The 24,659-nt window shown below is 68.4% G+C and carries 17 protein-coding genes and 1 tRNA gene; 7 read left to right on the top strand and 11 right to left on the bottom strand.

From position 1 onward, the window contains the following. Nucleotides 1-11 precede the first annotated feature (11 nt). Both COA07_RS08885 and COA07_RS08880 read right to left on the bottom strand, forming a co-directional pair. Nucleotides 12-3,104, bottom strand: coding sequence for a TonB-dependent receptor plug domain-containing protein (locus tag COA07_RS08885; protein WP_066706861.1), 3,093 nt, complete (start codon nucleotides 3,102-3,104; stop codon nucleotides 12-14). A gap of 166 nt (nucleotides 3,105-3,270) precedes the next feature. After that, nucleotides 3,271-4,674 (bottom strand): S10 family serine carboxypeptidase-like protein, encoded by a 1,404-nt coding sequence (locus COA07_RS08880; protein ID WP_066706858.1) that lies wholly within the window; start codon nucleotides 4,672-4,674, stop codon nucleotides 3,271-3,273. A gap of 230 nt (nucleotides 4,675-4,904) precedes the next feature. Between COA07_RS08880 and COA07_RS08875 the strand changes: the two genes are divergently transcribed. Both COA07_RS08875 and COA07_RS08870 read left to right on the top strand, forming a co-directional pair. Next, nucleotides 4,905-6,077, top strand: a complete 1,173-nt coding sequence (locus tag COA07_RS08875) for an aminotransferase class V-fold PLP-dependent enzyme (RefSeq protein WP_245842078.1) — start codon at nucleotides 4,905-4,907, stop codon at nucleotides 6,075-6,077. An 18-nt stretch (nucleotides 6,078-6,095) separates the two neighbouring features. Then, nucleotides 6,096-7,610 carry a S10 family serine carboxypeptidase-like protein gene (locus COA07_RS08870; RefSeq protein ID WP_245842077.1) on the top strand — a complete coding sequence of 505 codons (1,515 nt, stop codon included), beginning with the start codon at nucleotides 6,096-6,098 and terminating at the stop codon, nucleotides 7,608-7,610. Nucleotides 7,611-7,699: 89 nt separating this feature from the next. Here the strand turns inward: COA07_RS08870 and COA07_RS08865 are convergent, their stop codons facing one another. Together COA07_RS08865 and COA07_RS08860 are read right to left on the bottom strand one after the other, a co-directional pair. Continuing rightward, the gene (locus COA07_RS08865) at nucleotides 7,700-9,769 is read right to left on the bottom strand and encodes an amidohydrolase family protein (RefSeq protein ID WP_066706855.1); all 2,070 of its coding nucleotides are present in this window, start codon (nucleotides 9,767-9,769) and stop codon (nucleotides 7,700-7,702) included. Continuing rightward, nucleotides 9,766-10,719, bottom strand: coding sequence for an ornithine cyclodeaminase family protein (locus tag COA07_RS08860; RefSeq protein ID WP_066706843.1), 954 nt, complete (start codon nucleotides 10,717-10,719; stop codon nucleotides 9,766-9,768). The genes COA07_RS08865 and COA07_RS08860 overlap by 4 nt, the downstream gene beginning before the upstream one ends. A 125-nt stretch (nucleotides 10,720-10,844) precedes the next feature. Here COA07_RS08860 and COA07_RS08855 point away from each other — a divergent pair, with 125 nt between their 5' ends. Together COA07_RS08855 and COA07_RS08850 are read left to right on the top strand one after the other, a co-directional pair. Next, entirely contained in the window at nucleotides 10,845-11,318 is a 474-nt protein-coding gene (locus tag COA07_RS08855; RefSeq protein ID WP_066706840.1) for an Lrp/AsnC family transcriptional regulator, read from the top strand. A 123-nt stretch (nucleotides 11,319-11,441) separates the two neighbouring features. Continuing rightward, the gene (locus COA07_RS08850) at nucleotides 11,442-13,172 is read left to right on the top strand and encodes a M61 family metallopeptidase (RefSeq protein ID WP_096640819.1); all 1,731 of its coding nucleotides are present in this window, start codon (nucleotides 11,442-11,444) and stop codon (nucleotides 13,170-13,172) included. 266 nt (nucleotides 13,173-13,438) lie between these two features. Here COA07_RS08850 and COA07_RS08845 read toward each other — a convergent pair whose 3' ends face one another. The 3 genes from COA07_RS08845 to COA07_RS08835 all read right to left on the bottom strand — a co-directional run bounded on the left by COA07_RS08845 (nucleotide 13,439) and on the right by COA07_RS08835 (nucleotide 16,412). After that, a complete protein-coding gene (locus COA07_RS08845) occupies nucleotides 13,439-14,275 on the bottom strand; it encodes an outer membrane protein (protein ID WP_066706834.1) in 837 nt (278 codons plus the stop codon). An 89-nt stretch (nucleotides 14,276-14,364) separates the two neighbouring features. Beyond that, entirely contained in the window at nucleotides 14,365-15,375 is a 1,011-nt protein-coding gene (locus COA07_RS08840; protein ID WP_066706832.1) for a ferritin-like domain-containing protein, read from the bottom strand. Between the two features lie 53 nt (nucleotides 15,376-15,428). Next, the gene (locus COA07_RS08835; RefSeq protein ID WP_066706829.1) at nucleotides 15,429-16,412 is read right to left on the bottom strand and encodes a ferritin-like domain-containing protein; all 984 of its coding nucleotides are present in this window, start codon (nucleotides 16,410-16,412) and stop codon (nucleotides 15,429-15,431) included. A gap of 89 nt (nucleotides 16,413-16,501) precedes the next feature. Between COA07_RS08835 and COA07_RS08830 the strand changes: the two genes are divergently transcribed. Together COA07_RS08830 and COA07_RS08825 are read left to right on the top strand one after the other, a co-directional pair. Next, the gene (locus COA07_RS08830) at nucleotides 16,502-17,143 is read left to right on the top strand and encodes a sigma-70 family RNA polymerase sigma factor (protein WP_245842076.1); all 642 of its coding nucleotides are present in this window, start codon (nucleotides 16,502-16,504) and stop codon (nucleotides 17,141-17,143) included. Beyond that, a complete protein-coding gene (locus COA07_RS08825) occupies nucleotides 17,133-17,828 on the top strand; it encodes an anti-sigma factor (protein ID WP_066713777.1) in 696 nt (231 codons plus the stop codon). The genes COA07_RS08830 and COA07_RS08825 overlap by 11 nt, the downstream gene beginning before the upstream one ends. A 328-nt stretch (nucleotides 17,829-18,156) precedes the next feature. Here COA07_RS08825 and COA07_RS08820 read toward each other — a convergent pair whose 3' ends face one another. From COA07_RS08820 to COA07_RS08810, 3 genes are all read right to left on the bottom strand, one after another. Then, nucleotides 18,157-20,610, bottom strand: a complete 2,454-nt coding sequence (locus COA07_RS08820) for a zinc-dependent metalloprotease (protein WP_096640817.1) — start codon at nucleotides 20,608-20,610, stop codon at nucleotides 18,157-18,159. Between the two features lie 218 nt (nucleotides 20,611-20,828). Continuing rightward, nucleotides 20,829-22,625 (bottom strand): SLC13 family permease, encoded by a 1,797-nt coding sequence (locus tag COA07_RS08815; protein WP_066706963.1) that lies wholly within the window; start codon nucleotides 22,623-22,625, stop codon nucleotides 20,829-20,831. Between the two features lie 358 nt (nucleotides 22,626-22,983). Then, nucleotides 22,984-23,074, bottom strand: a tRNA-Ser gene (locus COA07_RS08810). A 193-nt stretch (nucleotides 23,075-23,267) separates the two neighbouring features. On the opposite strand from COA07_RS08810, the gene COA07_RS08805 reads away from it, so the two are divergent. After that, entirely contained in the window at nucleotides 23,268-24,053 is a 786-nt protein-coding gene (locus COA07_RS08805; protein WP_245842074.1) for a peptidylprolyl isomerase, read from the top strand. Nucleotides 24,054-24,061: 8 nt separating this feature from the next. Here the strand turns inward: COA07_RS08805 and COA07_RS08800 are convergent, their stop codons facing one another. Next, entirely contained in the window at nucleotides 24,062-24,658 is a 597-nt protein-coding gene (locus COA07_RS08800; protein ID WP_066706957.1) for an ABC-type transport auxiliary lipoprotein family protein, read from the bottom strand. Between the last annotated feature and the right edge of the window lies 1 nt (nucleotide 24,659).

Here is a 24,659-nt window from a genome sequence, read left to right as displayed (position 1 = left end):
GGGCGGGGCCATCAGTTGAGCTTGATCCGCGCGCCGGCGTAGAAGCGCCGACCGAGGATGTCGCCATAGGCGATCTGCGGATAGGACGGGTCCTTGTCGGTCAGATTGTCGACGCCGAGGCGCAACGCCACCGTGCCGATATCGACCTGCGCCGACACGTCGTGGACGATGTTGCGGGCGAGGACGGGATTGGGCGTCGTCTCGATCGACACGTTGGCGCCCGCCGCGGTCCGGTCGCGATATTGCAGCTGGTAGGTGAGGCGGAGCGGCCCCTTGCTCCAGGCGGCGTTGAACCGCCCGACCCAGGTCGGCGACAGATAGGTGCCGTCGGTACGCACGAAGGTGGTGCCTGTAACCGAGGTGGTGAGGAGGGTGGTGTGCGTCGCCGCCGCGGTCAGCTGCAGCCGGCCGAGGTCGCCGCCGCCGAACAGGTCGCCGGGGGCGAACTGATAGTCGATCACGTAATTCTCGCCGCGGTAGCGGATCACGCCGGCGTTGAACGTGGTGGTGGTGCCGGTGACGATCGTTCCGCCGGGGCTGAGCCCGTCGCTGGTCGCGAGACGGGTGAAGGCGCTGCACACGCCGGCGGCGGGATTGGGATCGTCGTAGCAGGCGGCGGCGAAATCGGCGGTGGTGAAGGCGGACAGGCCGTCCCTCAGGTCGATCTCGATGCGATCGGCGCTGATCGTAAGGCCCGGGACGAAACGCGGCTGGAGCAGGATGCCATAGGTCCAGGTGTTCGAAATCTCGTTGCGCAAGGCGGTGTTGCCGCCGGTGGTCACCGTCGCCCGCTGGAAATTCTCGGACGGGTCCTGGAAGCGGGCGAGGCGCGCGGCGGCGCTCAGCCCCGTGCCGGTGCCGTCGGCGTCGACGCCGTAACCCGGATTGGCGGTAAAGAGGGCGAGGCAGCTCGCACGCCGCTGGGCGGGATTGGGGCCGCTGGCGATCCGGTCGGCGTCGCAGGGATCGAAGCCGGTCGAATTGAGCCCGCTCGACGAGGGCGCAAGCAGTTGCGTGAGCGTCGGCGCGCGGAAATTGCGGCTGCGCGAGCCACGGAGCGTGACGCCGCGCACCACCTCCCAGCGCAAGCCGAGATCCCAGACGTTCTGGTGCCCGGCATAGCTGTTATCGACGTAGCGGAACGCGCCCTTCGCCTCCAGTAGGCGGACGAGCGGCAGCGTGACGTCCTTGCCGACGAGCGGTACGATCAGCTCGGCGGAGGCCTCGTCGGTGTTGTAGCCGCCCGATTGCGCGATCTGGCGCACCCCGGTGCCGAAGCTGCCGGCGCGGTTGGCGGCGAGCGGATCGAAGCGCGCGCGTTCGTCGCGATGCTCGTAGGCGATGCTGAAGTCGGCATTGCCCATCGGCAACCTAGCGAGCGTGCCACCCAACGTCGCGAGCAGGTCCACCTGTTCGTTCTTCCAGTCGATGCCGGCGCGGGTGCTGACATAGTCGCGCGCGGCGGCGCTGACATTGCCGTCGCCGAACGGATTGATCGGCGCGCAGGCCGCATCGTCGTTCGCGGTGGTCGCGTCGGCGTTGATCGCGCAGACGATCCGGCCGCCGCTCGCGACCGCGCTGATCGCGTTCTGGAAGCGGTTGTTGACGACCTGCCAGCTGCGTTGCGCACCGTCCACGCGGGCATAGCTGCCGGCGAGCGACCAGTAGAAGTTGCGGCTGCCGACGTCGAAGTCGCCGTTGAGCGCCAGCGCGACGCGATAGGTGTCGGTGCGGGTGGTCTGGTCGTTCGAGGGGGTGAGATCGTAGAAATATTTGGAGAGGTAGAGCGGCGCACCGCCGGCGAAGGCGGCGCTGGCGCCGCTCAGCAGGGTACGCGCCTGCGCCGTCAGGAAGGGATTGGCGATCGTGAAGGCGATCGGCCCGCTGGACGAGCCGGCATTGAGGGTCGTGTAGCTGTTGCCCTGCGGAATCTCGGTGCCGGTGGTGCGCGCATAGAGCAGTTCGGTCGAGATGGTGAGGCGATCGGTCAGGTCGTAGTGGCCGACGAGGTTCGCCGTATAGCGCTCCACCCCGGTGCGCAGGCCGGCGAGTGCCTGATACTTGAAGCCGTCGCCGCCCGAGGCGAAGGGAATGCCCTGGATCGCGCCGGTGTTGTAGGGAATGACGCTCCCATCAGGAGCGAATTGCAGGGCGTTACCGCCGCTGCGCGCAAGGAACGGCTGCACCGGTGCAGGGCGGGTGAAGATCACGCCATTGGCGTTGAACGGCCAGAAGGCGGCGTTGAAGATTTCCTTGACCGCGGGGATGCCGTCGGCGGGGCCGGTGTCGGCGGGATTGCTGACGGTAAGGCGGCCGAGATTGGAGAGCGGGCGCGCCGAGAACATCAGCGTCGGCGACTTCGAATAGCCAAGGTCGATGGCGACGTTGCCGCGGCCGTCGCCGAAGTTGCGGCCGGCGGTGGCGCGCAGACTGTGCGTCGCATAGTCGCCACGGCTGGAGATGCCGTTCTGCGCGTCGAGTTCCAGCCCCGCAAAGTCCTTCTTGACGATGTAGTTGACGACGCCGGCGATCGCATCGGAGCCGTAGACCGCGGCGCCGCCGCCCTGATAGACTTCGACCCTGTCGAGCAGGCCCAGAGGAATGATGTTGGCGTCGACGAAAGCGTTGCCGACGCCGTCGCCGGCGCCGATGCCGGACCCGCTTGTCACCATGCGCCGGCCGTTGAACAGGGTCAGCGTGCGCCCCGGTCCGAGATTGAAGAGATTCGGTGCCTGATAGCCGGGGCCGCTCGAATTGCCGCTGCCATCGGCCTGGTTGAGCACGGGCGCGTTGGAAGGAAGGTTGTTGAGCGCATCGGCGGCCGTGATGAAGCCGCGATCGGTGATCGCCTGCGACGTGATCTCGGCGACGGGTGCGGCATTGTCGAGACCGGCGCGGCGGATGCGCGACCCGGTGACGACGATCGCATCCGGGCTGTCGGCTTGCGGCCCGTCTTGCAGGGCCGCCGCGCTATTCGCGATGGAGCCGTCGGTGGATGATGGCATCGGCGCCTGCTGGGCGGCCGCCGGCACCGCGATGAGCGCGGCGAGCACCGCGGTCGAAGCCATCCACCCACGGATCATCCCGTTATGCGTCGTCTGCATGAAGCCCCCCTTCGTATCGCCCCGCGCGGGTCCGCGGCGGCTGCCGTCGGCCTTGCGCCCTGCCGACGAAGATAGCGGGCGTGGTCGGGCACGTTCTTGCGTTGATGCGGCCGCTACGCCCGGTTCAGGCCGGCATCGATCGCGCCCATGGGGGTTCCTGCAAAAATTATGCGCCTGCGCCCAGAAAGGCTGCAAGTTCGTCGCCGAAGCGCCGAGTTTCCCGAGGATCTTCATACATCATGTGACCGCCGGCAAAGCAGCGCAGGATGAAGCGGGCGCGGATAGCCGCGGGCAGCGCGGCGACGGTGGCGGCGTTGCCGGCACAACTGTTCAACGAATCGTAGAGACCGGTCGCGACCCACACGCGCAGCGAGGGGTCCTTGGTCATGGACCGCTGGATCCAGGGCTGCGATGCGCTCGGCGGTCCTTCGCCGGCCATGGCGCGGGCGAGCGACTCCTTGGTGATCGGCGACTGGTCGTAGCGCCATTGGCCGCCGACGTCCTCGGCGGGCGCGTCGATACCGGCGTATCGGCCGGCGCCGTAACGCAGGTCGCCCCGGTAATAGGCGAGGACGAGCGCGTCTTCCTCGCCGCGCGCCGCCCTGGCGGTCTGGCGCATGTCGAAGATGCCGAGCGTCTTGCCCTCCGGTCCCAGCAGACGAGTGCGAAAGTCGCGGGGGGAAACCCACAGCGTCTTCGTGTCGATCGTCGCAGGATCGAGCCCCTGGTAGCGGGCGAGGCGGTCGACGACTGCGGCGCGCGCGGAGGCGCTCAGCCCGGCGGGATCGGCAAGAGCCGGGGCGTAGATCGTATCGGCCCAGCGCTGGACTTCGGCGAGGGTGGCGCCCTGGTCGCGCTGCAAATCGGGTGTCAGCTTGCCGAGGGCGAAGGCGGTGGCCGCGCGATTGACGAGCGACAGTGCGCTGCGCCGTTCACCGCCCCGTTCTTCGCCAAGCGGGATGCCGCCCGAGATCAGCGCGAGGCCGACGACCGGGATGTGCGCGTCGATCAGAGCCTCTGCAACGCCTGCCGCGCGCCACGTGCCGAAGCTCTCGCCGACGAGGGCAAGCGGGTCGCGGGTGCGGCGATAGCGCTGGCGGAAGTCGCGGATCAAGGATGCCGTCGAGGCGATGTCGGCGAGCGTACCGTAGAATGCGCTCGCCTTGGCCGGCGTGTTGGCGCGACTGAACCCGGTGCCGACCGGATCGACGAAGACGAGGTCGGTGCGGGCGAGCGGGGTCGCCGGGTTGTCGGCGAGCACGCCGCCGCGGATGATGCGCGGGCCGATCGCGTGGAAGTGCAGCGTGCGGGAATCCGCGCCGGGGCCGCCGTTCCAGACGAAGCTGAGCGGGCGCCCGGCGCCGGGTACCAGGTACGCGGTGTAGACGATCCGCGCGGTCGCCTCCCCGACACGGACCGGAAGTGCGCCGACGCAGGCGACATAGTCGAGCCGCCGGCCGCCGATCATGGCGCTATGGCGCGTTTCCGTCGCGTCGGGCGCGCAGACCGCCGCCGCGGCTGGCGCGCCGATCGCCGCCGACATCAGCGCAATTACCACCGAGCGGATCATCGTGATATCTCCCTGCGTCCGTCGAGAGTTAGCGGATACGGCACGGCAGGATTATGCGCATATGGCCCGTCGTGCCGGATCCCGGTGACGTCGTGCCGACGCCGGCGCCCGAAACACGCAACTTCTATGCGACGGTGATCGGCTAGGTTGCACCCATGGGGGTTTCGATGATGAGTGCGGGCGTGACGCGGCGGGGCGTTTTGGCGGGAACCGCTACCCTGCCGTTGGCAATGCCAGCCGATGCGGCGCCCGCCACCCTGCCGGATCGCACGAACTTCGCCGCCATGCCGGGGACGTATCTGGATTCCGGGACGATGCATCCGGTGCCGATCGGCGCACGCGAGGCAGCGCGTGCGTACCTCGCGCAGCGCGCGACGATGGACGGCTATTTTCCCACCGATACGGTCGAGGGGCGGGTGAAGGCGAACTTCTCACGGCTCATCAACGCGACGCCGGCCGAGATCGCCTTCGTCCAGAGCACCACCGCGGGCGAGCAGGCGATCATCGACGCGCTCGGCTTCCCGCACGAGAAGGGCCGTATCGTCACCGACACGCTGCACTTTTTCGGCTCCTTCTATCTCTACGAGGAGCTGGCGAAGCAGGGCGTCGACGTCGTCTGGCTGCGACCACGCGAGAACCGGATCGCGATCGACGATATCGAACGTGCGGTGGCGCCGGGGACGCGGCTCGTCGCGCTGTCGCTGGTGTCGACCTACAACGGCTTCGAGCACGACCTCAAACGCGTGTGCGACATCGCGCATGCGAAGGGCGCGCTGGTCTATGCCGACATCATCCATGCCGCCGGCGCGGTGCCGGTCGACGTGCGGGCGAGCAACGTCGATTTCGCCGCCTGCGCCAGCTATAAATGGCTGATGGGGGATTTCGGCCTGGGCTTCCTCTACGTCCGCGCCGACCTGCACGATCGGTTGCGGCGGACGCGCTACGGTTATTACCAGCTCGATCGGTTCGACCCGCACGTCTATCCGTTCGATCCTCCGCCGACGCGGGTGGACTATCCCGTCGCCGACGTGACGCCTCGTGCCGACATGGAGGGTCTGTTCGCAGGCGGCACGCATGCCCACACCGTCTCGGCGATGCTCGACTGGTCGCTCGCGCATATCCTCGATCTCGGCGTCGATCGCATCACCGCCTATCGCGTGCCGCTCTTGCGCCGGCTGCACGAGGGACTGGCGAGCCGCGGCTATCGGGTCGTGACGCCGCCCGACAGCCGCACCCCGCTCGTCACCTGCATTGTCGAGGGTGCGCGCGAGCGGCTCGCCGCGCCGCTCAAGGCCGCGAAGATGCAGATCACCCTGTCGCGCAACCGCTTCCGCGTCAGCCCGTCGGTGTTCAACACGCTGGACGATATCGAACGCCTGCTCGCCGCGCTGCCGCGCGCCTGATCTTCGAAGGAAAGCCCGATGCGCCGCCTCCCCTATCATGCCGTCGCCCTGGTCCTTGCCGCCACGCCGGCCGCGCTTCCGGCGCAAGACGGCGGCGATGCGCCGATGTCGCCGGCCTTCCTGCGCGCGATGGAGCCGATGGTGCCGCGCGATGGGCCGAGCGCGCGGGTGGTGACGACGCGGCATCGCATCACGCTGGGCGGAAAGCCCATCGCCTATCGCGCGATCGTCAGCGAACAGGCGATGCCGGGCGCTGACGGTACGCCGGTCGCGATTGGCGTCAGCTATGCCTATGTCGCCGACATGCCGCGCGCGGCCGGGCAACGGCCGGTGCTGTTCGTGTTCAACGGCGGGCCGGGCGCGTCGTCGTCGCCGCTGCACATGCAGGCGTTCGGGCCACGGCGGATGGTCGGCAGCGGCGCGGCGACGCATCTTGAAGACAATCGCTTCACCTTGCTCGACGTCGCCGATCTCGTCTTCATCGACCCGGTCGGCACCGGCGCGTCGATGCCGATCAAGGGCAAGGATGCGTCGGGCTATTTCGGCGTGGGCGGCGATGCGCGCGGTGTCGCGGCGATGATCTCGGGGTGGCTGGCGGCGAACGGGCGGACGGGGTCGCCCGTGCTGCTGGTGGGCGGGAGCTATGGCACCTCGCGGGCGCTGGCGATCCTCAACGAAAGCATGAAGGCGAAGGCGCCGCTGCCCGATGGCGTCGTGCTGCTGTCGCTGTCGATCGGCGACAGCGACGGGCCGGTGGTGTCAGATGCCGTGCTGCTGCCGACGCTGGCGGCGGTCGCTTGGTATCACGGCGCGGTCGATCGCGCCGGCCGGAGCGTCGCGCAATGGTATGACGCGGCGCTGCACTTCGCGCAGACCGATTATGCCGCGGCGCTGATGCAGGGGCCGGCGCTGCCCATGGCGGAGAAGCAGCGGGTCGCGGCGCGCATGGCGGCGCTGATCGGCATTCCTGCGGCGACGCTGGCAGCGCACGACCTGCGGCTGGAGCGGCGGGACTTCATGCTCGGGCTGCTGGCGGCGAAAGGCCTCAGGACCGGACAGCTCGACGGGCGCGCGACGCGGGCGATCGCTGCGAGCAACATGCGACCGCCGTTCGACGATCCGTCGATGTCGCTGGGATCGGGGACGGCGACGACGATCGAGACGTATCTGCGCGACGAGCTCGGCTATGCGCTGCCGAGTGGCTATCGCAGCCTCAACCTCGGCATCAACTTCACATGGAACTGGGACAAGGAATATGGCGGCAGTTACCGCGCCACATCGTTCGCGCCCTATCTGAGGGCGGCGATGGCGGCGAAGCCGACGCTGCGCGCGTTCGCGGCGGGCGGCTATTACGACATCACGACGCCCGTCTACGCCGGCCAGTTCGCGATCGAGCAGAACGACGTACCGGCAGACCGCATTGCCTTCCACCGCTACCCCTCGGGCCATTCCGCCTTCGAAGACCCCGACGCGCTGGCAGCGCTCAGCGCCGACCTTCACCGCTTCGTCGCGGCGGTGGCGGCGGGGCGGTGATCCACCTCCGGTGATCGGCAAACGAAGGGATTGAGGCGCGCAGAGCAGGCAGCCTGAGTGCCGCTACGCGCAAAACAGCGGGGACTGGTTTAGAATTCATCCATCGCGTCATGCGCCGGCCCAGAGCCGGTCGCCTTCGACACGGGCGGCGGCGGGATCAGCCTGGGGGCGGGCGCGAAGGGTCTGACGCCGAACGCCGGGTAGATCTCCGCCGGGAAATAGAGGGTGCCGTCCTTCACCACCAGGGCGATGCGGTGGAGTTCGCGCAGGTCGCGCGTCGGGTCGCCGGGCAGAAGGACGAAATCGGCAAGCTTGCCGCGCGCGATCGTCCCGAGCTGCTGGTCGCGGCCCAGATAGCGCTCAGACCCCAGCGTCGCGAGACGCAGCACGTCGGGCGTCGGAATCCCCGCCTCGGCATAGATCTGCAACTCGCGATGCACCGACAGGCCGGTCTGATCGTCGGTGCCGGGGAGCAGCCGGATACCGCGGTCGTGGAGCAGCTTGAGCACCTGCCTCACCTTGGTCATCGCGCCGTCATAGGCGGCGGCGTCTGCCGGCCCCGCGATCGGCGCGATCGCCTGGCGGCGGCGGCGTTGCAGGCCGATCGGCAGGTGGTCGATATAATCGGCGACGGCCGGGTTGGGCTGGCCGTCGCGGCCGCCCATCAGCAGCTCCAGCGTCACCGCGGTCGGATCGTGCGCGATCCGACGCGCCGCCATCAGCGCGATCGTGTGCTGCACGCGCGGAGAGGCGAGGTCGAGCGTCGCGGTGCGCCTCATCGCGGTGAGCCGCAAGGGCGTGCGCGTGTCCTCCGTGGGACCGAGCACCCAGCCGAGCATCAGCTGGTTGACGTGCGTCACCTCGTCATAGCCGGCGCCGATCATCGCATCGGCATTGCTGAAGGCGGGAATGTGGCCGGTCACGGTCATGCCGAGCCGGTGCGCCTCACGCGTGATCGCCGGCACCCAGCCGGGGTTCATGCTGTTGTAGATCTTGATCTGCCAATAGCCGCGCGCGGCATACCAGCGCACCGCATCGAGCGCCGCTGCTTCGCTGTCCGCGACGATGCCCAGCCTAGCGGAATAGGGGCTGCGCCCTTCGAGGAAGCCGTTGGGCGTGATACGTGGGCCAGCGACCTCGCCTGCGTCGATGCGACGGATGAGGTCGGGCAGGAAGGCGTTGTCGTTGCCCATGTCGCGCACCGCGGTGACGCCGGCCGCGAGGTAGAGCAGCGCGGATTCGAGGCTGACATGCGCGTGCATGTCGTGCAGCCCCGGCATCAGCGTGCCGCCGGCACCGTCGATCGTCGCCTCTCCGGGAGAAGCCGGAGCCTCGAGCGGCTGGATGCCGGTGATGCGCCCGTCGGCGAAGACGACCGAGACCGGCGCGCCGCGCGTGCCGCTGACCGGATCGAAGACGCGGACGTTGCGGATGCGCACCGGCGCGTCGATGCGGTGGGCGAAGCGCTGTTGCAGGGCGGCGTAGCGCTCCGCGGTCAGTCGCGTCGCGAGCGCGGCAAGCGCAGGGACGTCGCCTTCGTGGCCTTCGCGCACCGTCGCGCCGCCGGTGTCGAGCACCGCGAACAGCGCGCCCGCGGCATCGAGCAGGATCATCTCGGGCGACAGATCGATGCCGCTGATCGCATAGGCCTGGTAGCGCGCGCCGCCGATGGTCGCGGGCCCAAGCGGATCGATGTGCAGCTGGCCGCCGGGCAGTGCCGGAAGGGTGCCGCCCGGCGCCTTGAGCAGCGCGCGTGCGTAGAGGCCTAGCGCCCAGGGGCTGGCGGACTGGCCGATGTAGAGCGCGGTGCCGCTGACCGACGCCTCTCGCGCGCCCATCGCGTCGCTCCAGCGCGCGGTGGCGCCGTCGCGCGCGAAGCGTTCGTGGACGTCGCCACCGAAGGTCGCCTTGCCGTCGAGCGTCCAGCGCCGTGGCAGGCCGTCCGGCCCCAGGTCGATCGCCTCGTCCATCGTCGGGCCGCGGCCGTTGTTCTTCACGTCATAATGGATCGCAACATGGTCGCCGGTCCGCGTCGCCGCGACGCTGCCGACCTTTTCGCCATTGGCGATCACCGACAGGCGCTCGGCGGTCTGCGCCGCGACCGGGGCGGCGCCGGCAAGGAGCGTGGCGAGAAAGGTGGGGAGGGTCAGACGGATCATGCGCGCAGCGAACTGCGATAGAGGTGGGCGGCGGCGGCGAGATCCTGCACGGCATGGCCCAGCGACTTATAGACGGTGATGTCGGTCTCGCGCGTGCGACCGGACACGCGGCCGAGCAGCACCTCGCCGATTTCCGCGACAATGTGATCGTCGGTGACGAGACCGGCATCGCGCGCGACGAGGAATTCGGCGGCGGCATCCCGCGCGGAGGCGGTGCTGTCAGGGATGTAGCGGCTCTTGGCGACGAGGGCGCTGTCTACCTCCACCGGCCCCGGGCCGCTCGATCCGACGAGGTTGACGTGCGTACCGGGCTGGACCCAGTCGCCGTGGATCAGCGGCTCGGCGGCGGCCGTCAGCGTGCAGACGACATCGGCGTCGCGGGTGGCGGCCGCAAGGTCGCTCGCGCGTTCGCAGGGCAGGTGCGGAAATGCGGCGACCAGCGCATCCGCCTTGGCGGGCGAGCGGCCCCAGATCAGCACCCGATCGAAACGACGGACCAGCGGGAGCGCGTGGAGATGGGTATGCGCCTGGCCGCCGGTGCCGACGATCAGCAGCGTCGTCGCATCCGTGCGGGCGAGCGCGTCGGTCGCGACCGCGGTGGCGGCGGCAGTACGGATATGCGTGATCTCCTCTGCATCCGCGATCACGACCGGGCGACCCTCGCTCGGTTCGAACAGCACCACGACGCCTCGGTGGCGGCGCTGTCCGGACTGCGGGTCGGCGAAGACGCTGATCGTCTTGGTTCCGAACATGTCCTGTTCGCCCAGTGCGCCCGGCATCTGCGCGAAGGTGCGGCCCGGTCCCAGCGGAAGCATCGTGCGCAGCAACTGGCGGGTCGTTCCGGCGGACAGGGCCTGCATCGCATCGCGCACCACGCGAATGCAATCGGGATAGGAAAGCCCGGCGCGCACGCCCGCGCTGTCGAAGATCGTCAGGTCGTCGCGCGTCATGTTCGATCCTCCTCTGCCCCACCGGCAGGCTATCCTCCTTCCCGCGCAAAAGCTTGTCGATCGGGCGCACCCGTGGTGGAATGGCGGCAGCTTCAATCCCCAATTTGCCGGAACCGCGCATAATCATGGCCGACGCCCTCGACCGCCTGGACCTCAAGATCCTCGACCGCCTGCAGATCGACGCCTCGGAATCGTCGAGCGAGATCGCCGATCGCGTCGGCCTGTCGCAATCGCCGTGCTGGCGGCGCATCCAGCGGCTGAAAGAGGAGGGCTATATCAAGGCGCAGGTCGCAGTGCTCGACCGCGAGAAGTTCGGCGAAAGCATGTACATCTTCGCCCAGCTCAAGATGGGTCGGCTGAGCGACGAGGCGCGCGACCGGTTCATGCGCGCCGTGGAGGACATTCCGGAGATCACCGAGGCCTATACGCTGTTCGGCGAGATGGACGTGATGCTCAAGGTGCTGGCCCCCAGCATGGCCTGGTACCAGAACTTTACCTTCCGCACGCTGCTGCGCCTGCCCGGCGTCGAGGATATCCGTTCGATCGCCACTTTGTCGGAGGTGAAATGCACGCATCGCCTGCCGCTGCCGTCAGCATGAGGCTGCGGCAATCGGCACGGTTCGCGAATAGGCTATGCAGCGCTTCGGGCGGACGGAGGCGCTTGCGACAGGATTTCGCTTGCGCCCGAGGTTAGATTGACCCCGCCACTCGGGGAAAACGCCATGACCGGTCGAATGCTGCGCTTCTGTCCGGCGCTTGCGATGCTGCTTCTCGCCGGTGCCGCGCCATCGGACGACGCGCCGCATCTGGTCGTCCGGATCGCACCGGCCGCACCGGACGCGCAGCAGAACATCCCGTTCGTTGACGTGACGTTGGTCGTGGACGCGCTCCATGCCGCAGCGGGCGATCCGCTGTTCGAACTGCCGCTGGTTGCCAACACGGTCGTCACAAGCGGCAAGGACCTGCAGTCGCTCGCCTTCGCGGATGCCGCCGGCCCGATCGTGGTGACGGAGCTGGACATCGCTGAGGATGCTTCGAACACCACCAGGCGCTGGCGTGCCTCAAGAGCCGTCTTGGGCGCGATGACCGTGCGCTACCGCGTCCCGATCGATGCCGCCGCCCCGCCGCTGGCGCTGCCGCAATATGAGATGCGGACGGAGCGTGGCACCTTTTCCGCGGCGGGCAACGCCTTCCTTCTGCTGCCCACGGATCGTACGCCGCGTCGGGTCGAGGTGCAGTGGGATTTCTCGCGCTACGGCGCGGGCGGCACCGGTGCGTCGAGCTTCGGCCTTGGCGACGTCACGACGCCGGCGGCGCTACCCGCGCCATCACTGGCGTCTGCCTATTACATGGGCGGGCGTCCCGGCACCGCGGGACCGGAGCGGGACGGCTTCTTCGCCGCGTGGCAGGGTGATCCCCCGTTCGCGATGGCACCGCTGATGACCTGGGCAGGGAAGCTGCATCGCTTCTACGGTAGCTTCTTCGGCTACACGCCGATGAGCTTCGGCGTGTTCGGGCGCACCAACACCCGCAATCCGGGCAGCGGCATCGGCCTGACCGACAGCTTCGCCTATACGTTCAACCAAACCTCCAGGCCCGACGACCTTCGTTCGCTACTAGCGCACGAGATGCTGCACAGCTGGGTCAATTCGCTCGACGGATCGATGGACGGTGCCGGCGGGCTCGACCGGTCATGGTTCGGCGAGGGGCTGGCGGTCCATTACCAGCGGACGCTGCCGTACCGCGCGGGCATGATATCCGCCGACGATTTCCTGAAGGACCTCAACGAGACGGCGGCGCGCTATTACACCAACATCAAGATCACCACGCCCAATGCCGCGATCCTGGACGGCTTTTGGCGCGATACGCGGGTGCGCGTGCTGCCCTACGACCGCGGGTCGCTGTATTTTGAAACGGTGGATGCGCAGATCCGGGCGAAGTCGGGGGGCAAGCGTTCGCTCGACGACATCGTGCGGGCGATGCTGGCGACGCGGCGTGGCGGTGGCGCGATGAACGAAGCGCTGTATCGATCGCTGCTTGAAGCCCAGCTGGGCGACAAGGGTATCGCCGATCTCGACGCGATGCTGGCCGGTCGGATCGTGCTGCCGCCGTCCAACGCCTATGGGCCGCGGTTCCGCCGCGTCATACGCCCGCTGCGCCGCTACGACCTGGGCTTCGACATGGCCTCGCTGCAAGCCAGGCCGAAGATCGTCCGTGGTCTCGTCGCCGGCTCCAACGCAGCGCTGGCTGGCCTGCGCAACGGCGACGAAATCCTCAACAGTTTTCCACAGGATGCGCTGCAGGGCGATCAGCAAGCCTATGTGACGCTGGACTTGAGGCGGGAAGGCCGGGTCCGCCGTATCCGCTATCAGCCACGCGGCGAGACGGTGGACGCGTTCCAGTGGGTGGCAGTCAATCCTCGTCAGGCGACGGCGTCGAAAAGGCGAATGTGATAGAGTGGCCGCTTTCGGCAGCAATCGCGGGTAAGCGGACGTTTGTTCGGGCCCCAAGGTGGGCGCCTCGAGCGCGTTCGTGATAGCCGTCCCGCATTTGGTAGCCAGATATCGTAGGCGGGCCTTCAGCTACGAGCGGCTTTGAACGGGCAGCACTCGTCGCGGGCCGGAATACCAGATAGCCCCCGTCTCCGTAGCGATCGGGCTTCGTGGCGAACTTCCGATTGCCGGGTTCGAAACCTCCCCGGCAATCGGATGTCGCGCTTTTAGAAGCGAAAGCCGACCGTGGCACGCATCGAATGCCAACGGAATTGTTCATCGCTGCGGCGGAAGTCGGTGCCGGCAGTGGTGCCACCGTTCGCCGCGTTGGTGAACGGCGTTCCGGCTGGTCCCGCCGCTCGCACGACGTAATCGTCGTCGCGATACTGGTGATAGAGATATTCCAGCCCAATCGAGAAGCGGCCGATGCGCTGCTCTACGCCGCCACCGCCCTGGATGCCGAACTGGTTGCGCTTGCCGCTGCCGGTGAAGGTATTGGTCATGTTGGTCGAGCCGAAGGCGCGATCGATCCGGGCGTAGCCGGGACCAAAGGTGCCGTAGAACAACGTCGTGTCGTTCGGCGTGAACCCGGCGCGCGCGCGGATACCCGCTTCCCAGTCGATGCCGCGACTGAACACGTAGCTGGCGGGCGTACCGGAGAATGCGGTAACCGAGTCGGTGATGTTGGTCGTGCCGAACTCGCCCACGACGCCGACGACGAGCCGCCCGCGCTGCGCGTCGAGACCGACGCGCCCGTAATAGGCCCAGTCGTCGCGATCGTTGGCGCATGATCCGCCGTTTGCGGGGCTCAACTGATTGCGCGCGGCGCCGTTGCAGAAACCGGGACCGAAGGCATCTGCACCAGACCCGGTGCGCACGACGTCACCGTACCGACCGTCGAGGTTGCGATCGAACAGGATGCGCGAATTGCGATCGTTCGACTGCACGTCATAGCCGCCGGCGGCACCGACGTAGAGCCCATTGAAGCCCGCATCTTCCTGTGCGGCGGCGGGTGGAGCAACGAGCGCGGCGGCGGCGCCCGCGGCAAGAGCGATGATCTTCATGCGATGATCCCTTTTTGACGTAGCTGCGGCGGGCGCACTCGATGCGCCCGCCGGGATAAGACATGGCCGGCCGGTGACGGCCCGGCGCATCAGGGGAGCCCCACCCGCAGCGTGGGATTGGGGTTGTTCGTCCCGTTGGGGAAGAAGCCGCCGCCGTTCAAATTGGCGCCCGTCGCGTTGAGATAGACGATGTTGTGCACCTGACGACTGTTGCGGCTGTAGGCGATCGCGTCGGCGTCTGCGGGCACCAGATTTGCCGCCCCGCCGGTACCGGTCAGCCCTTGGTCCGTAACCCCGCCCTGGTCGAGCGCGTCGCGGGCGGCGGAAATGCGGTTGCTGGCAGTGACGAGCGAGGGCGTGTTGATACCCTTCGCATAGAGTACCGTGCGCACCAGCCCGGCGTGGTAGGATTCCGCCGCCAGAATCCCGGCCGCCGCCTCCAGGAACACCTTGCTGCTCAACAAGGGCGCCGCGCCCTTGTAGGCGGTGACGCCGACGTCCTCGAAAATATAGGCGCCGAGCAGGAAGTTCTCCGGCGTTGCATAGGGGTCGAACGTTTCGTTCGCCCCGATCACCCCGGCGGCGCGCGCCGCTGCGGTGAACGCGCCGTTCGCGTCGCCCGAAATGTTGATGTTGGGCATCGCCACCGCAGCGGAGCCGAGCGCGGCACGCAGGAAGTCTACGTGCGCCGCCTCATCCGCAGCAATCTCGCGCGCATAGGCGCCGACGAGCGGATCGCGGGAGAAATCCACCCGCGCGCCGCCGGTGACCGTGCCACCGGCCGCACCGCTGCCGCTGGCGATCTGCGCCGCCGACAGGCCGGTGCCGTTAACGGCGAAAAGATAGAACTGCGCCTCGAGATACTCGAGGTTGAGCGCGAGGTTGAGGATGTCGCTGTCCGTCACCGCGGCGGGGGTTGGGGTCGGCGTGGGGGTCGGCCTTGGGGCGTCGTCGCCTTCCGAATCAAAACAACCCGACAGCAGGCTGGCGCCGCCGAGCGCGAGCGTGCCGCCGCCCGCTACCTTCAGGAACTGTCGTCGTGCGCTGCGCCGCGCGTCGGCGGCGGCCAGGATATCGAGGGCTTGGCGATGGTCGATCATGGGAAACGTCCTGCAATGGGGAAAATCGCTGGGTCTGAAACCGGATTGGCCGGTCACGTGGTCGAGCGGATGTTTCCGTTGACGCCATTGGGGAAGAAGCCGCCCATCGTCGTGGACGCCGCGTTCAGGTACACGATGTTGAGCACCTGACCCGGCGTGCGGCTGTAGGCGAGGCCGTTGGCATTGAGCGGCGCGATGTTCGACGTCAGCGTATTGCCGCTGCCCGATGGCGCGATACCAAAGTCGTCGTTCGGCGCGATGCCACGGACCCGATCCTCGGTCGGGCTGCCGTCCAGCCCGTCTCGCGCCTTGGAAATGAGTTCGGTCGCGTCGACGAGCGCCTGCACGCCCCGGGCGTAGAGCGTCGTGCGGACGATGGCGGCATGATACGCTTCCACCGCCAGGATGCCTGCCGCGGCCTCCAGAAAGGTCTTGTTCGACAGCAGTGGGGCCGCGCCCTTGTAGGCAGTGACGCCGACATCCTCGAAGATGAAGGCGCCCAGCAGGAAGTTGTTGGGCGAGGAATAGGGATCGAACGTGTCGTTCGGACCCACGACGCCCGCCGCGCGCGCGGCGGTGGTGAACGCGCCGTTCGCGTCGCCGGAGATGTTGATGTTGGGCATCGCGACCGCGGAGGTCGCGAGATTCCGGCGCAGGAAGTCGACGTGCGCCGCTTCGTCCGCCGCGATCTCGCGCGCATAGGCGCCGACGATCGGATCGCCGGTGAAATCGACGCGGCGGCCTCCCGTCACCGTTCCGCCCGCGGTCCCGCCGCCGCTGGCGGTCTGCGCCGCTGTCAGGCCGGTGCCGTTGACGGCGAAGAGATAGAATTGGGCTTCGAGATACTCGAGGTTGAGCGCGAAGTTGAGGACGTCCGCGTCCGTCACCGCCGATTGCGCCTTCGCCGGGTCGCTGTAGGCGAACGCGGAGCCGACTGCCGCGGCACCCAATGCGGCGGTGAACAGCGCCCTGCGATTATGCCGTCGCTCGACGCGCGCATCCAGCGCATCGATGACCAGATCCTGCTGCGTCGTCACTCGGCACCTCCCTGGCGCCCGCAAGGGGTCGGAACGCTTCTTGTCGTGCGGGCGATTTCAGCTACGAGTGCCAATCCGGCACGGATGCAGTGCGGCCGGAAAAAAGATTGCGTTGGGAGGGACGAGGATTGCTTGAACCCAGCGAACGCCCCGACGCAATCGACCGGTCGGCCCGCCGCGAAACCCTTGCCGCGGCGCTCGTCGCGACCGGGATGGCGGACAGGACCGCCTTCGCCCGCGTCTATCAGATGAGCGCGGCGAAGCTGTTCGGCGTGTGCCTTCGTATCTGCGGCGAACGGCAGGCGGCGGAGGATGTGCTGCAGGAGGTGTATCTCATCGTATGGCGGCGGGCGGCGACGTTCGAGCCGCAACGGGCCAGTCCGATCACGTGGCTGGCGACGATCGCTCGCAACCGGGCGATCGACTGGCGCCGCGCAAACGATCGGCCGCCACCGACGATGACCGAGGAAGCGCTTGCGCCACCAACCGAACGCGCCGATCCCGCAATCGCCGCGGACGAGGCGATGATCGCCGACGAGGAGGCGGATCGCCTGCGCGAATGCCTCGAACTCCTGGGCGAGCGGCCGCGACGCGCGATCAGCACCGCCTTTCTCGATGGCCTTACCTACAAGGACGTCGCGCAGCGCGAGGGCGTGCCCCTGGCGACGATGAAGAGTATCGTGCGCCGCTCGCTCCTCCAGCTCAAAAAGTGCATGCACCATGACGCCTGAGGACCAAGTCGATGCCGCCGAACTGGCACTTGGGCTGCTCGACGGCGCGGAACGCACGACGGCAGTGGAGCGGATGCTGGCGGACAGCGAATTTGCCATGGAAGTGGCGTGGTGGCGCGACAGGTTCGCAGCGTTGCTGCACGGCTACGACCCGGTCGAACCGCCCGCGGACCTATTGGCGCGGATCGCGTTGCCGGATGCGAAGCCGGCGCCCGAGCCGGTGGCCGTCATCAGACCTCGCTGGAGCTGGTTTGCGGGCGGTGCGGCGGCAGGCGCAGTCGCCGCCTCGCTGGTCGCGCTGCTCACCGTACCGAAGGCCATCGTACCGCCAGTCGCCCCCGCGCCGGTACGCCCGCTCGTCGCGGTGCTCGCTCCGACCGAAGGGGCACAGCAGGCACCGGTCGCCGCTTTGGTAGATCGGCGTGACGGCTCGGTTCGATTGACGGCGACCATCGTCGTGCCGGCCGATCGGGTAGCGGAACTCTGGCGCATCGGCGGCGACAAGGTGCCCCGACCACTCGGCCTTCTTGCCCCTGGTGCGGTGGCTCCGGCGCTGCTGAAGAACGCGCGCCTGCCGACGCCGGACGAGGTGCTGGCGGTGTCGATCGAGCCGGTGGGCGGTTCGCCGACCGGCCAGCCGACGGGTGCAGTCGTTGCGACCGGGGCCGTGGTCGATATGTCGTGACAAGGATTGGCGACGCTCGTAACCCTGCAGCCGCGGTTGGTCGTGATGGCGGCTGTCAATGACCCGATATCGATCGTCGAGGCGCGTCATGGTGCGTGACGGTGACAGGCCGCTCGCGCGTCATGTCTGCGGGTTCGTTGAGTCCCGCGGCAAGAAGGTTCACCTCATGGGCGTCCCCGAACCCACGTCCCTTTAAGAACGTCGCGCGCTGGACGGGCCTTCCGTCAGACTTCACAGCTGTACGGCGCCACGGACCGTGATGCACGAACGTCGAAAAACGGCCCGCGAACAAGATGCACTGAACGTCGCATCGTGGGTCGCTTACGCCCTAATCTGACCCGATCGGCATTCCCGGTGGGATGGTCACGGCGACATCCTTGTCGCGTAGTGCCGCCTCCAGTGCCTCGCGGTCGCGAAGTAGGCGGGCGGTGGCGAGTGCCCAGGCGCGGTCGTCGTCATTTGCGAAGGCGCGCGCCTGTTGCCGGTTAGCCCAGTCGGCGAGTGCCTGATCGAGGCGATTGCCGGCGTCGGAGCCGCTGGCCGGGTCGGCGGCCGCCTTTGCGAGGTTCAGGATGATCCGCGTGCCGACCACCCGCCGTACGGCCGCCAGGCGGGCGCTCGTGGCCGGCGCGTCCGCGATGGCCACCAATCGCGTCGCGAGCAGCGCCGGCCCGGGGACCGCGGGATCACGGCGGCTCTGATCGGCGAGCCGGGCGAGGCGCTCGGGTGCCAGCAAGCCGCGCAGGGTCACGTCCGCAGCGACCTGGGCCGCCACCAGCGGATCGAAGACGGTGCTGCCGGCGGTCCGCATGACCTCGATATCGGTTTGCCGGTCGCTATCGCCCGACCAGCCGGCCGACAGTTGCGGTATCAGCCGCTCGGGCACGTCGAGCGCGCTGGGAGCCAGCGTCGCCAGGATCGCATCCAGCGCATGGCGCTGGGTCGCGCCATCGACCGGCGCCGCCGTGCCGTCGCTGCCGCCCGCGACCGCGTAGCTCGAAAAGGCGCCACCGACCAGCTTGGTCGCTGCCTCCACCTGATAGCGATGGAGCAGCCAGATCGGCACGAATTTGCGGCGTAGCGCAGCCACGGGCTCACCGGGGGCGAGCGCTTCAGGCCCGAAACGCGCGACCGCGGCAGCACGAACCGTCATCATGCGGGTGAGTTCGGCAACCGGATCGGCCCCGTCGTCCCACAGGCTGCCCCACGGCTGCGATGCGGAGGCGCTGCGCGAATTTTCGTCGGAGACAAAGCGCAGCCCGCGCTGCTCCGCCGCTGTCGCCTTCGCGCGGGCCGCCGCGTCCGGGTTCATGCCGATCGGATCGCCGTATAGCCAGTCGATCGCGTAACTGTCCCACGCACCGAGCCCGACGCCGTAAGCGTCCGAAAGGTCGGGGGCGCCGTGCATCAGCCCGATCCGCGGTGCGGGATAGTCCATCACGGACGCGCGGCCCTGCGTGCTGCCAGCGAAATTGTGCAACAGGCCGAGCGCGTGACCGACCTCGTGCGCGGCGAGCTGGCGGATGCGGGCGAGCGCGACCTGCGCCGGATCGTTGGGCCCACCCGTTCCCGTTCTGGCGGCGCCGACGAGACCTTCGTAGATCAGCATGTCCTGTCGCACGCGAAGCGATCCGAGCAGCACCGAGCCTTTCAGGATTTCCCCCGTGCGCGGATCGGTGACGGCGTAACCGTACGACCAGCCTCGTGTCGCGCGGTTGACCCAGTTGACGACGTTGTAGCGCATGTCGAGCGGATCGGCGCCGTCGGGCAGGATCTCGACATTGTAGGCGTCGATGAACCCCGCCGCCTCGAACGCCGCTTTCCACCACGATGCGCCTTCGAGCAGCGCGGTGCGGATCGGTTCGGGCGCGGCATTGTCGATGTAGAAGACGATCGGCTTCTTGACGCGCGAGCGCGGGGCGCCGGGATCGACCCGCTCCAGTCGGAAGCGGTTGGCGAGGCTCTGGACGATCTGCCCGCTGAGCGGCGCGCCGAAATCGAGGATCTGCGTCGCAAAGCTGCCGCCGCGTGGATCGAAGGTGCGGGTGACATAGCCCGCCTCGGGCAGCGCGATGAAGCTGTGGCGCACCACCAGGGTCACCTGGCGCGGATCGGGGGCGATGTTGCGCACCTCGGGCCCGGGCGTATCGCTCGCGTAGGTCTGTCGTGCCTCGAACTCCAGGTTGAGCGGGAACGCGCGAACGCTGTTCGGATCGGCGGCGCTCAGTGCCTCGACCAGCTTCCAGCCCTTCTCGCCGCTGGTGTTGAGCTGCGCTGTGATGCCCTTGGTGTCGCGGGCGAGGAAGGGCGCGATATCGACGAGCAGCGTTCCATCGGGACCGTCGACCACATCGCCCAGCCACAAGGTGGACGTGGCGAAGGCATCTGCCGCCGCCGCCTGCTCCGCCGCCGATGCGCCGGTCGCGCGAAAGCGCGGGTTTTCGAGCTCGAACGCCACTTTCCTGCCGAGCCGGCGGATGACCAGCAGTTGCGCGGGCCCGGGCTGTGCGCGATCCAGGCCGATCGGGGCCGAGCCGAGCCCGGTCCGGAGCGCCGTTACGTACAGCATACGCGCGGATACGCCGTCGGCACCGGGAGCCGGCAGCGACAGGAGGATGCGCCCAGCCTTGCGATCAACGTGGACCGGCAGCAGGCCGTTCAGCCGCTCCGTGCCGGCGAGCGCGCCTTGCTTCGACACGGCGTCGTCGGCCTTCCGTCCCTCGGCGGTGACGGGAAACGCGATCGTCAACAGGACGCCGGCGATGATGGCTCTACGGATCATGATACCCCCGGCAGCCGTGGTGCCGGATCGCCCCGGTCCTCGCAAGGGGAGAGCACGCCGAGCCACGTAGCGGCATGATCGACGCACGATCGCAGTCATGACGGCAGCCACCCCCTCGCCCACGCGGACGAGCAACGAGCATTGGGTATCTGAAGGAGACCGCGAGGATCATAAATCGGGTCGAGCCTCGCGTTGGCCTCACGTCAGCGGTTCACGGCCTATGCCAGTGGCCAGAAGAACAGGATCAGCGGCGTGCCCAGTAGCAGCACCAGCGCCGATAATGGGGCGCCCAACCTGGCATAGTCGCCGAAGCGATAGCCCCCGGGGCCCAGCACAAGCGTGTTGCACTGATGTCCGATCGGGGTGAGGAAATCGCAGCCCGCGCCGACCGCGGTCGCCATCAGGAACGCCTCGGGCCGATAGCCCAGGTCGCCGGCGAATTGCGCTGCGATCGGCGCCATCACCAGTACCGTCGCCGCGTTGTTCAGGAACGGCGTCACCGCCATCGCCGCCGCAAGGATCAACGCCACCGCGCCCCAGGCCGGCAGCGTCGTCGCAACCTGCGCCAGTCCCGTCGCGATCACGTCCGACGCACCGGTGGTCCGAAGCGAATCCGACACCGGGATCAGCGCCCCCAGCATGATGAGGATCGGCCATTCGACATTGTCGTACGCCTCGCGCGGGCTGATCGCGCCGGTCGCCATCACCATGGCCGCCGCGGCGAAGAAGGCGACCGCCACCGGCACCCAGCCCATCGCCGTCAGGAACATCGCGACGGCGAGGATCGAGATCGGCAGCCACGTTGCGCGCTTCGATCCCAGCCGGAGGTCACGCTCGGCCAGTGGCAGGCAGCCGAGCTCGCGTAGCCGATCGGGCATGGTATCGAGCGCCCCCTGCAACACCACGACGTCGCCCTCGCGAAGGATGGTGTTCGCCAGTCGCCGCGATAGCCGCTCTCCCCTCCGCGAGATCGCGATCAGATTGACGCCGAACATGCGTTGCAGGTTCAGCCCGCCGGCGGTCTGGCCCTCCAGGCGCGAGCCCATGTTCACGACCGCCTCGATCACCCCGATCTCGCCGGTGGTGCCGCCCTGCTCCTTCTCGCGACGCTCTTGCGACTTCTCCCGCTCCTCGCCTTCGTAGACCAGGCGATCGCTCGCGATCACGCGCTCCAGCGCATCGGGTTGCCCGCCCAGGATCAGCGTGTCGTCCTCGCGCAATTCGGTGTCGGGAAGCGGGGCGCTGCGCATCCCCGCGCGCAGCAATTGCGTCATCGTGACTTCGCCGTCATGCCGGTCGAGAAAGGCCTGCACCGTGTCGCCCACTGCAGGCGAGCCGGTGGGCACGACGACTTCGGTCACATAGCCAGTGATGTCCAGCGCCTCGCCCATGGTCGCCGCAGCGCGGCGGTCTCGCGGGATCAGGCGGTAGGCGAATCGCAGGTAGATCAAACCGGCGACGAACAGGCAAAAGCCGACCGGCGTATAGTCGAACATGCCGAACGGCTCGCCCGTCATCTGCTCCCGCGCGCGGCTGACGATGATGTTGGGCGAGGTACCGACCAGTGTCATCAGGCCGCCCAGCAGCGCGGCGAAGGACATGGGCATCAGGAAGACCGACGGGCTGACGTCGTTCTTCTTCGCCATCTGTAATGAGGCAGGCATCAGCATGGCGAGCGCGCCGATGTTCTTGACGATCGCGCTCGCGACGCCGACCGATCCGGCCAGCACCAGAAGCTGCGAGCGCACGCGCGTCACGCGGCGCCCGACGCGGCGCAGCGCACGCTCGACCACGCCCGAACGCTGCACGGCGGCGGAGATGACCAGCGCCGATCCCACGATCACGACGATATCGTCGGACAAGCCCTTGAAGGCGTCGGCCGGCGCCACGATCCCCACCAGCAGCGCGGCCAGGAGCGAGATGATGGCGGTCACGTCGTAGCGGAACCGGCCCCAGATGAAGAGCGCCATCATCCCGATGAGAATCGCGATGGAGAGAGTTTGGGACAGCGTCATCGTCGTCCGTTCAATGCGCGAGCGCGGGACAATGTCCGATACCCCGTGAGGAGCGCGATAAAAACCGGCGTGGCCAGTGGCTTGGGAAGCGCGTCGTCCGGATCGGCGGCATCGTCCTCTCCCCCTGCCCTGTCCAGCCGTATATCGATCGCTGGCCAGAAGAGAGGGATCGAGCCTCCAATGTCGGGAGCCGACCTCGCATTCCGTACCAACCCGAAATGCGGCGGAAAAAAGCAAGTGGGGAAACGCTATTGGTCTTTGCAGAAAAGTCCCCGCATTACCTGACATTGCCAAAAACGCGCTAAAACGCGCCGGAAAGCCGAAGTTTCCTCAACATCGTGAAATGGTTAGGAATAAGTGGCGGAGCGGGAGGGATTCGAACCCTCGATACGGTTTTGCCGTATACTCACTTTCCAGGCGAGCGCCTTCGACCACTCGGCCACCGCTCCGCATTCGCTGGAAGCGACACGCCCTAGTGGACGGGCCGCGCGCGCGCAAGCGGGTTGGATTGCACGTCGGCAAAGGGGCGGGCACGATGGGGGCATGATGCTTCTTCTTGCTCTGGCCGCGATCGCGGCGCCTGTTCGGGGATCTGCCGCGCCGGCCCCTCCCCCATCCCCGGCGGCGACCGCCTATGAGGCCGTGACAGGCGACTGGCGGCCCATTCCCGACGACGAACTGCTGGTCATGCGGCTGGCGGGGGGACGCACGGTGACGATCCGTCTGGCCGCCTGGGCGGCGCCGCTGCACGTCGCGCAGATTCGTCGGCTGGCGGCCGCGCATTGGTGGGATGCCGCCAGCGTCTATCGCGTCCAGGAAAACTGGGTGGCGCAATGGGGCGACGCCAGCGAGGAAAAGCCGTTGCCGGCCGGTGTCACGCCGCAGGTCGACCCGGAGTTCGAGATCACGCGCTTCGCCCCGGCGGTCCTGATGGCGCGGGGCGATCCCCATGCGCGGGCATCGGGCATCACCGCGGACGCATGGCCGGTGGCCAGCGACGGTGCAGGTCACGCGTGGCTGCCGCATTGCTATGCGATGGTGGGCGTCGCGCGCGATGCCGATCCGCGATCCGGCTCCGGCGCGGAGCTGTTCACCCCGATCGGCCAATCGGCGCGGCGGCTGGATCGCAACTATACCGTCGTCGGCCGGATCATCGACGGGATGGCGAACCTGTCGGCCCTGGCGCGCAGCGACGCGCCGATGGGCGTCTATGCCGATCCGGCACAGCGCACGCCGATCGAATGGGTGCGGCTGGCAAGCGAACTTCCCGCCGCGGAACGCCCGCGCTTCGCCTATCGCGCCGCCGACAACCCGCGCTTTGCCGCGGCGGTGCGGCGGCGCGAGAACCCGCCGCCCCCCACGATCGGATCCGGCGCGATCGACGTGTGCGAGATGCCGCTGGAGATCAGGCGCCTCGACGCGCGCTGATCGATCGATCAGCCGCCGCCGCGCACCCAGCCGGCGACCTGCCCGGCGACGTCGTTGGCGGCGCGGCCCAGCGCATCGGCCGCCGCGGTCGGCTCGATCGCAGCGACCGGGACGCGCGCCTCGAAGCGGCGCTTCTCGATCGTCGATTGGCCGGCCCGCGTCAGCGACGCATCATAGATCACCACCGCCTGCCGCTGCGACGCATCGACGCCGAAGCTGCGCAGGTCGCCCGACAGGTCCGCGCTGGGCGAGCCGAACGACTGCGCCGGGGCCAGCACCACCATGCCGGCGCGCGCGGTCAACGTATCGGCCAGCACGCGCGCGAACAGCCGGGCGGGCGGCTCGGACCATTGCGCGTCCTTGATATAGGCGACCGCCACGTCGCTCTCCTGCACCGGGATGCGCGTGTTGGCGATCGTCTGCGGCACCGCGGGCACCTGAACCACGATTGCCCGCCCGGCCGATGCGGTCTGCGCCGCGCCCGGTTGCGGTTGCGCCGTGGAGGCGATCGTCAGCAGCTGCTTGGGCGGCTTGCCCCCGAAGCTGAGGCAGCCGGCCAGCGGAACGATCGCCGCGGCAAGGACGAGGTTTCGAGTGAAGCGCACG

Source organism: Sphingomonas adhaesiva (assembly GCF_002374855.1).
Classification (GTDB): domain Bacteria; phylum Pseudomonadota; class Alphaproteobacteria; order Sphingomonadales; family Sphingomonadaceae; genus Sphingomonas; species Sphingomonas adhaesiva.
This window is presented reverse-complemented; position numbering and strand designations above follow the sequence as displayed.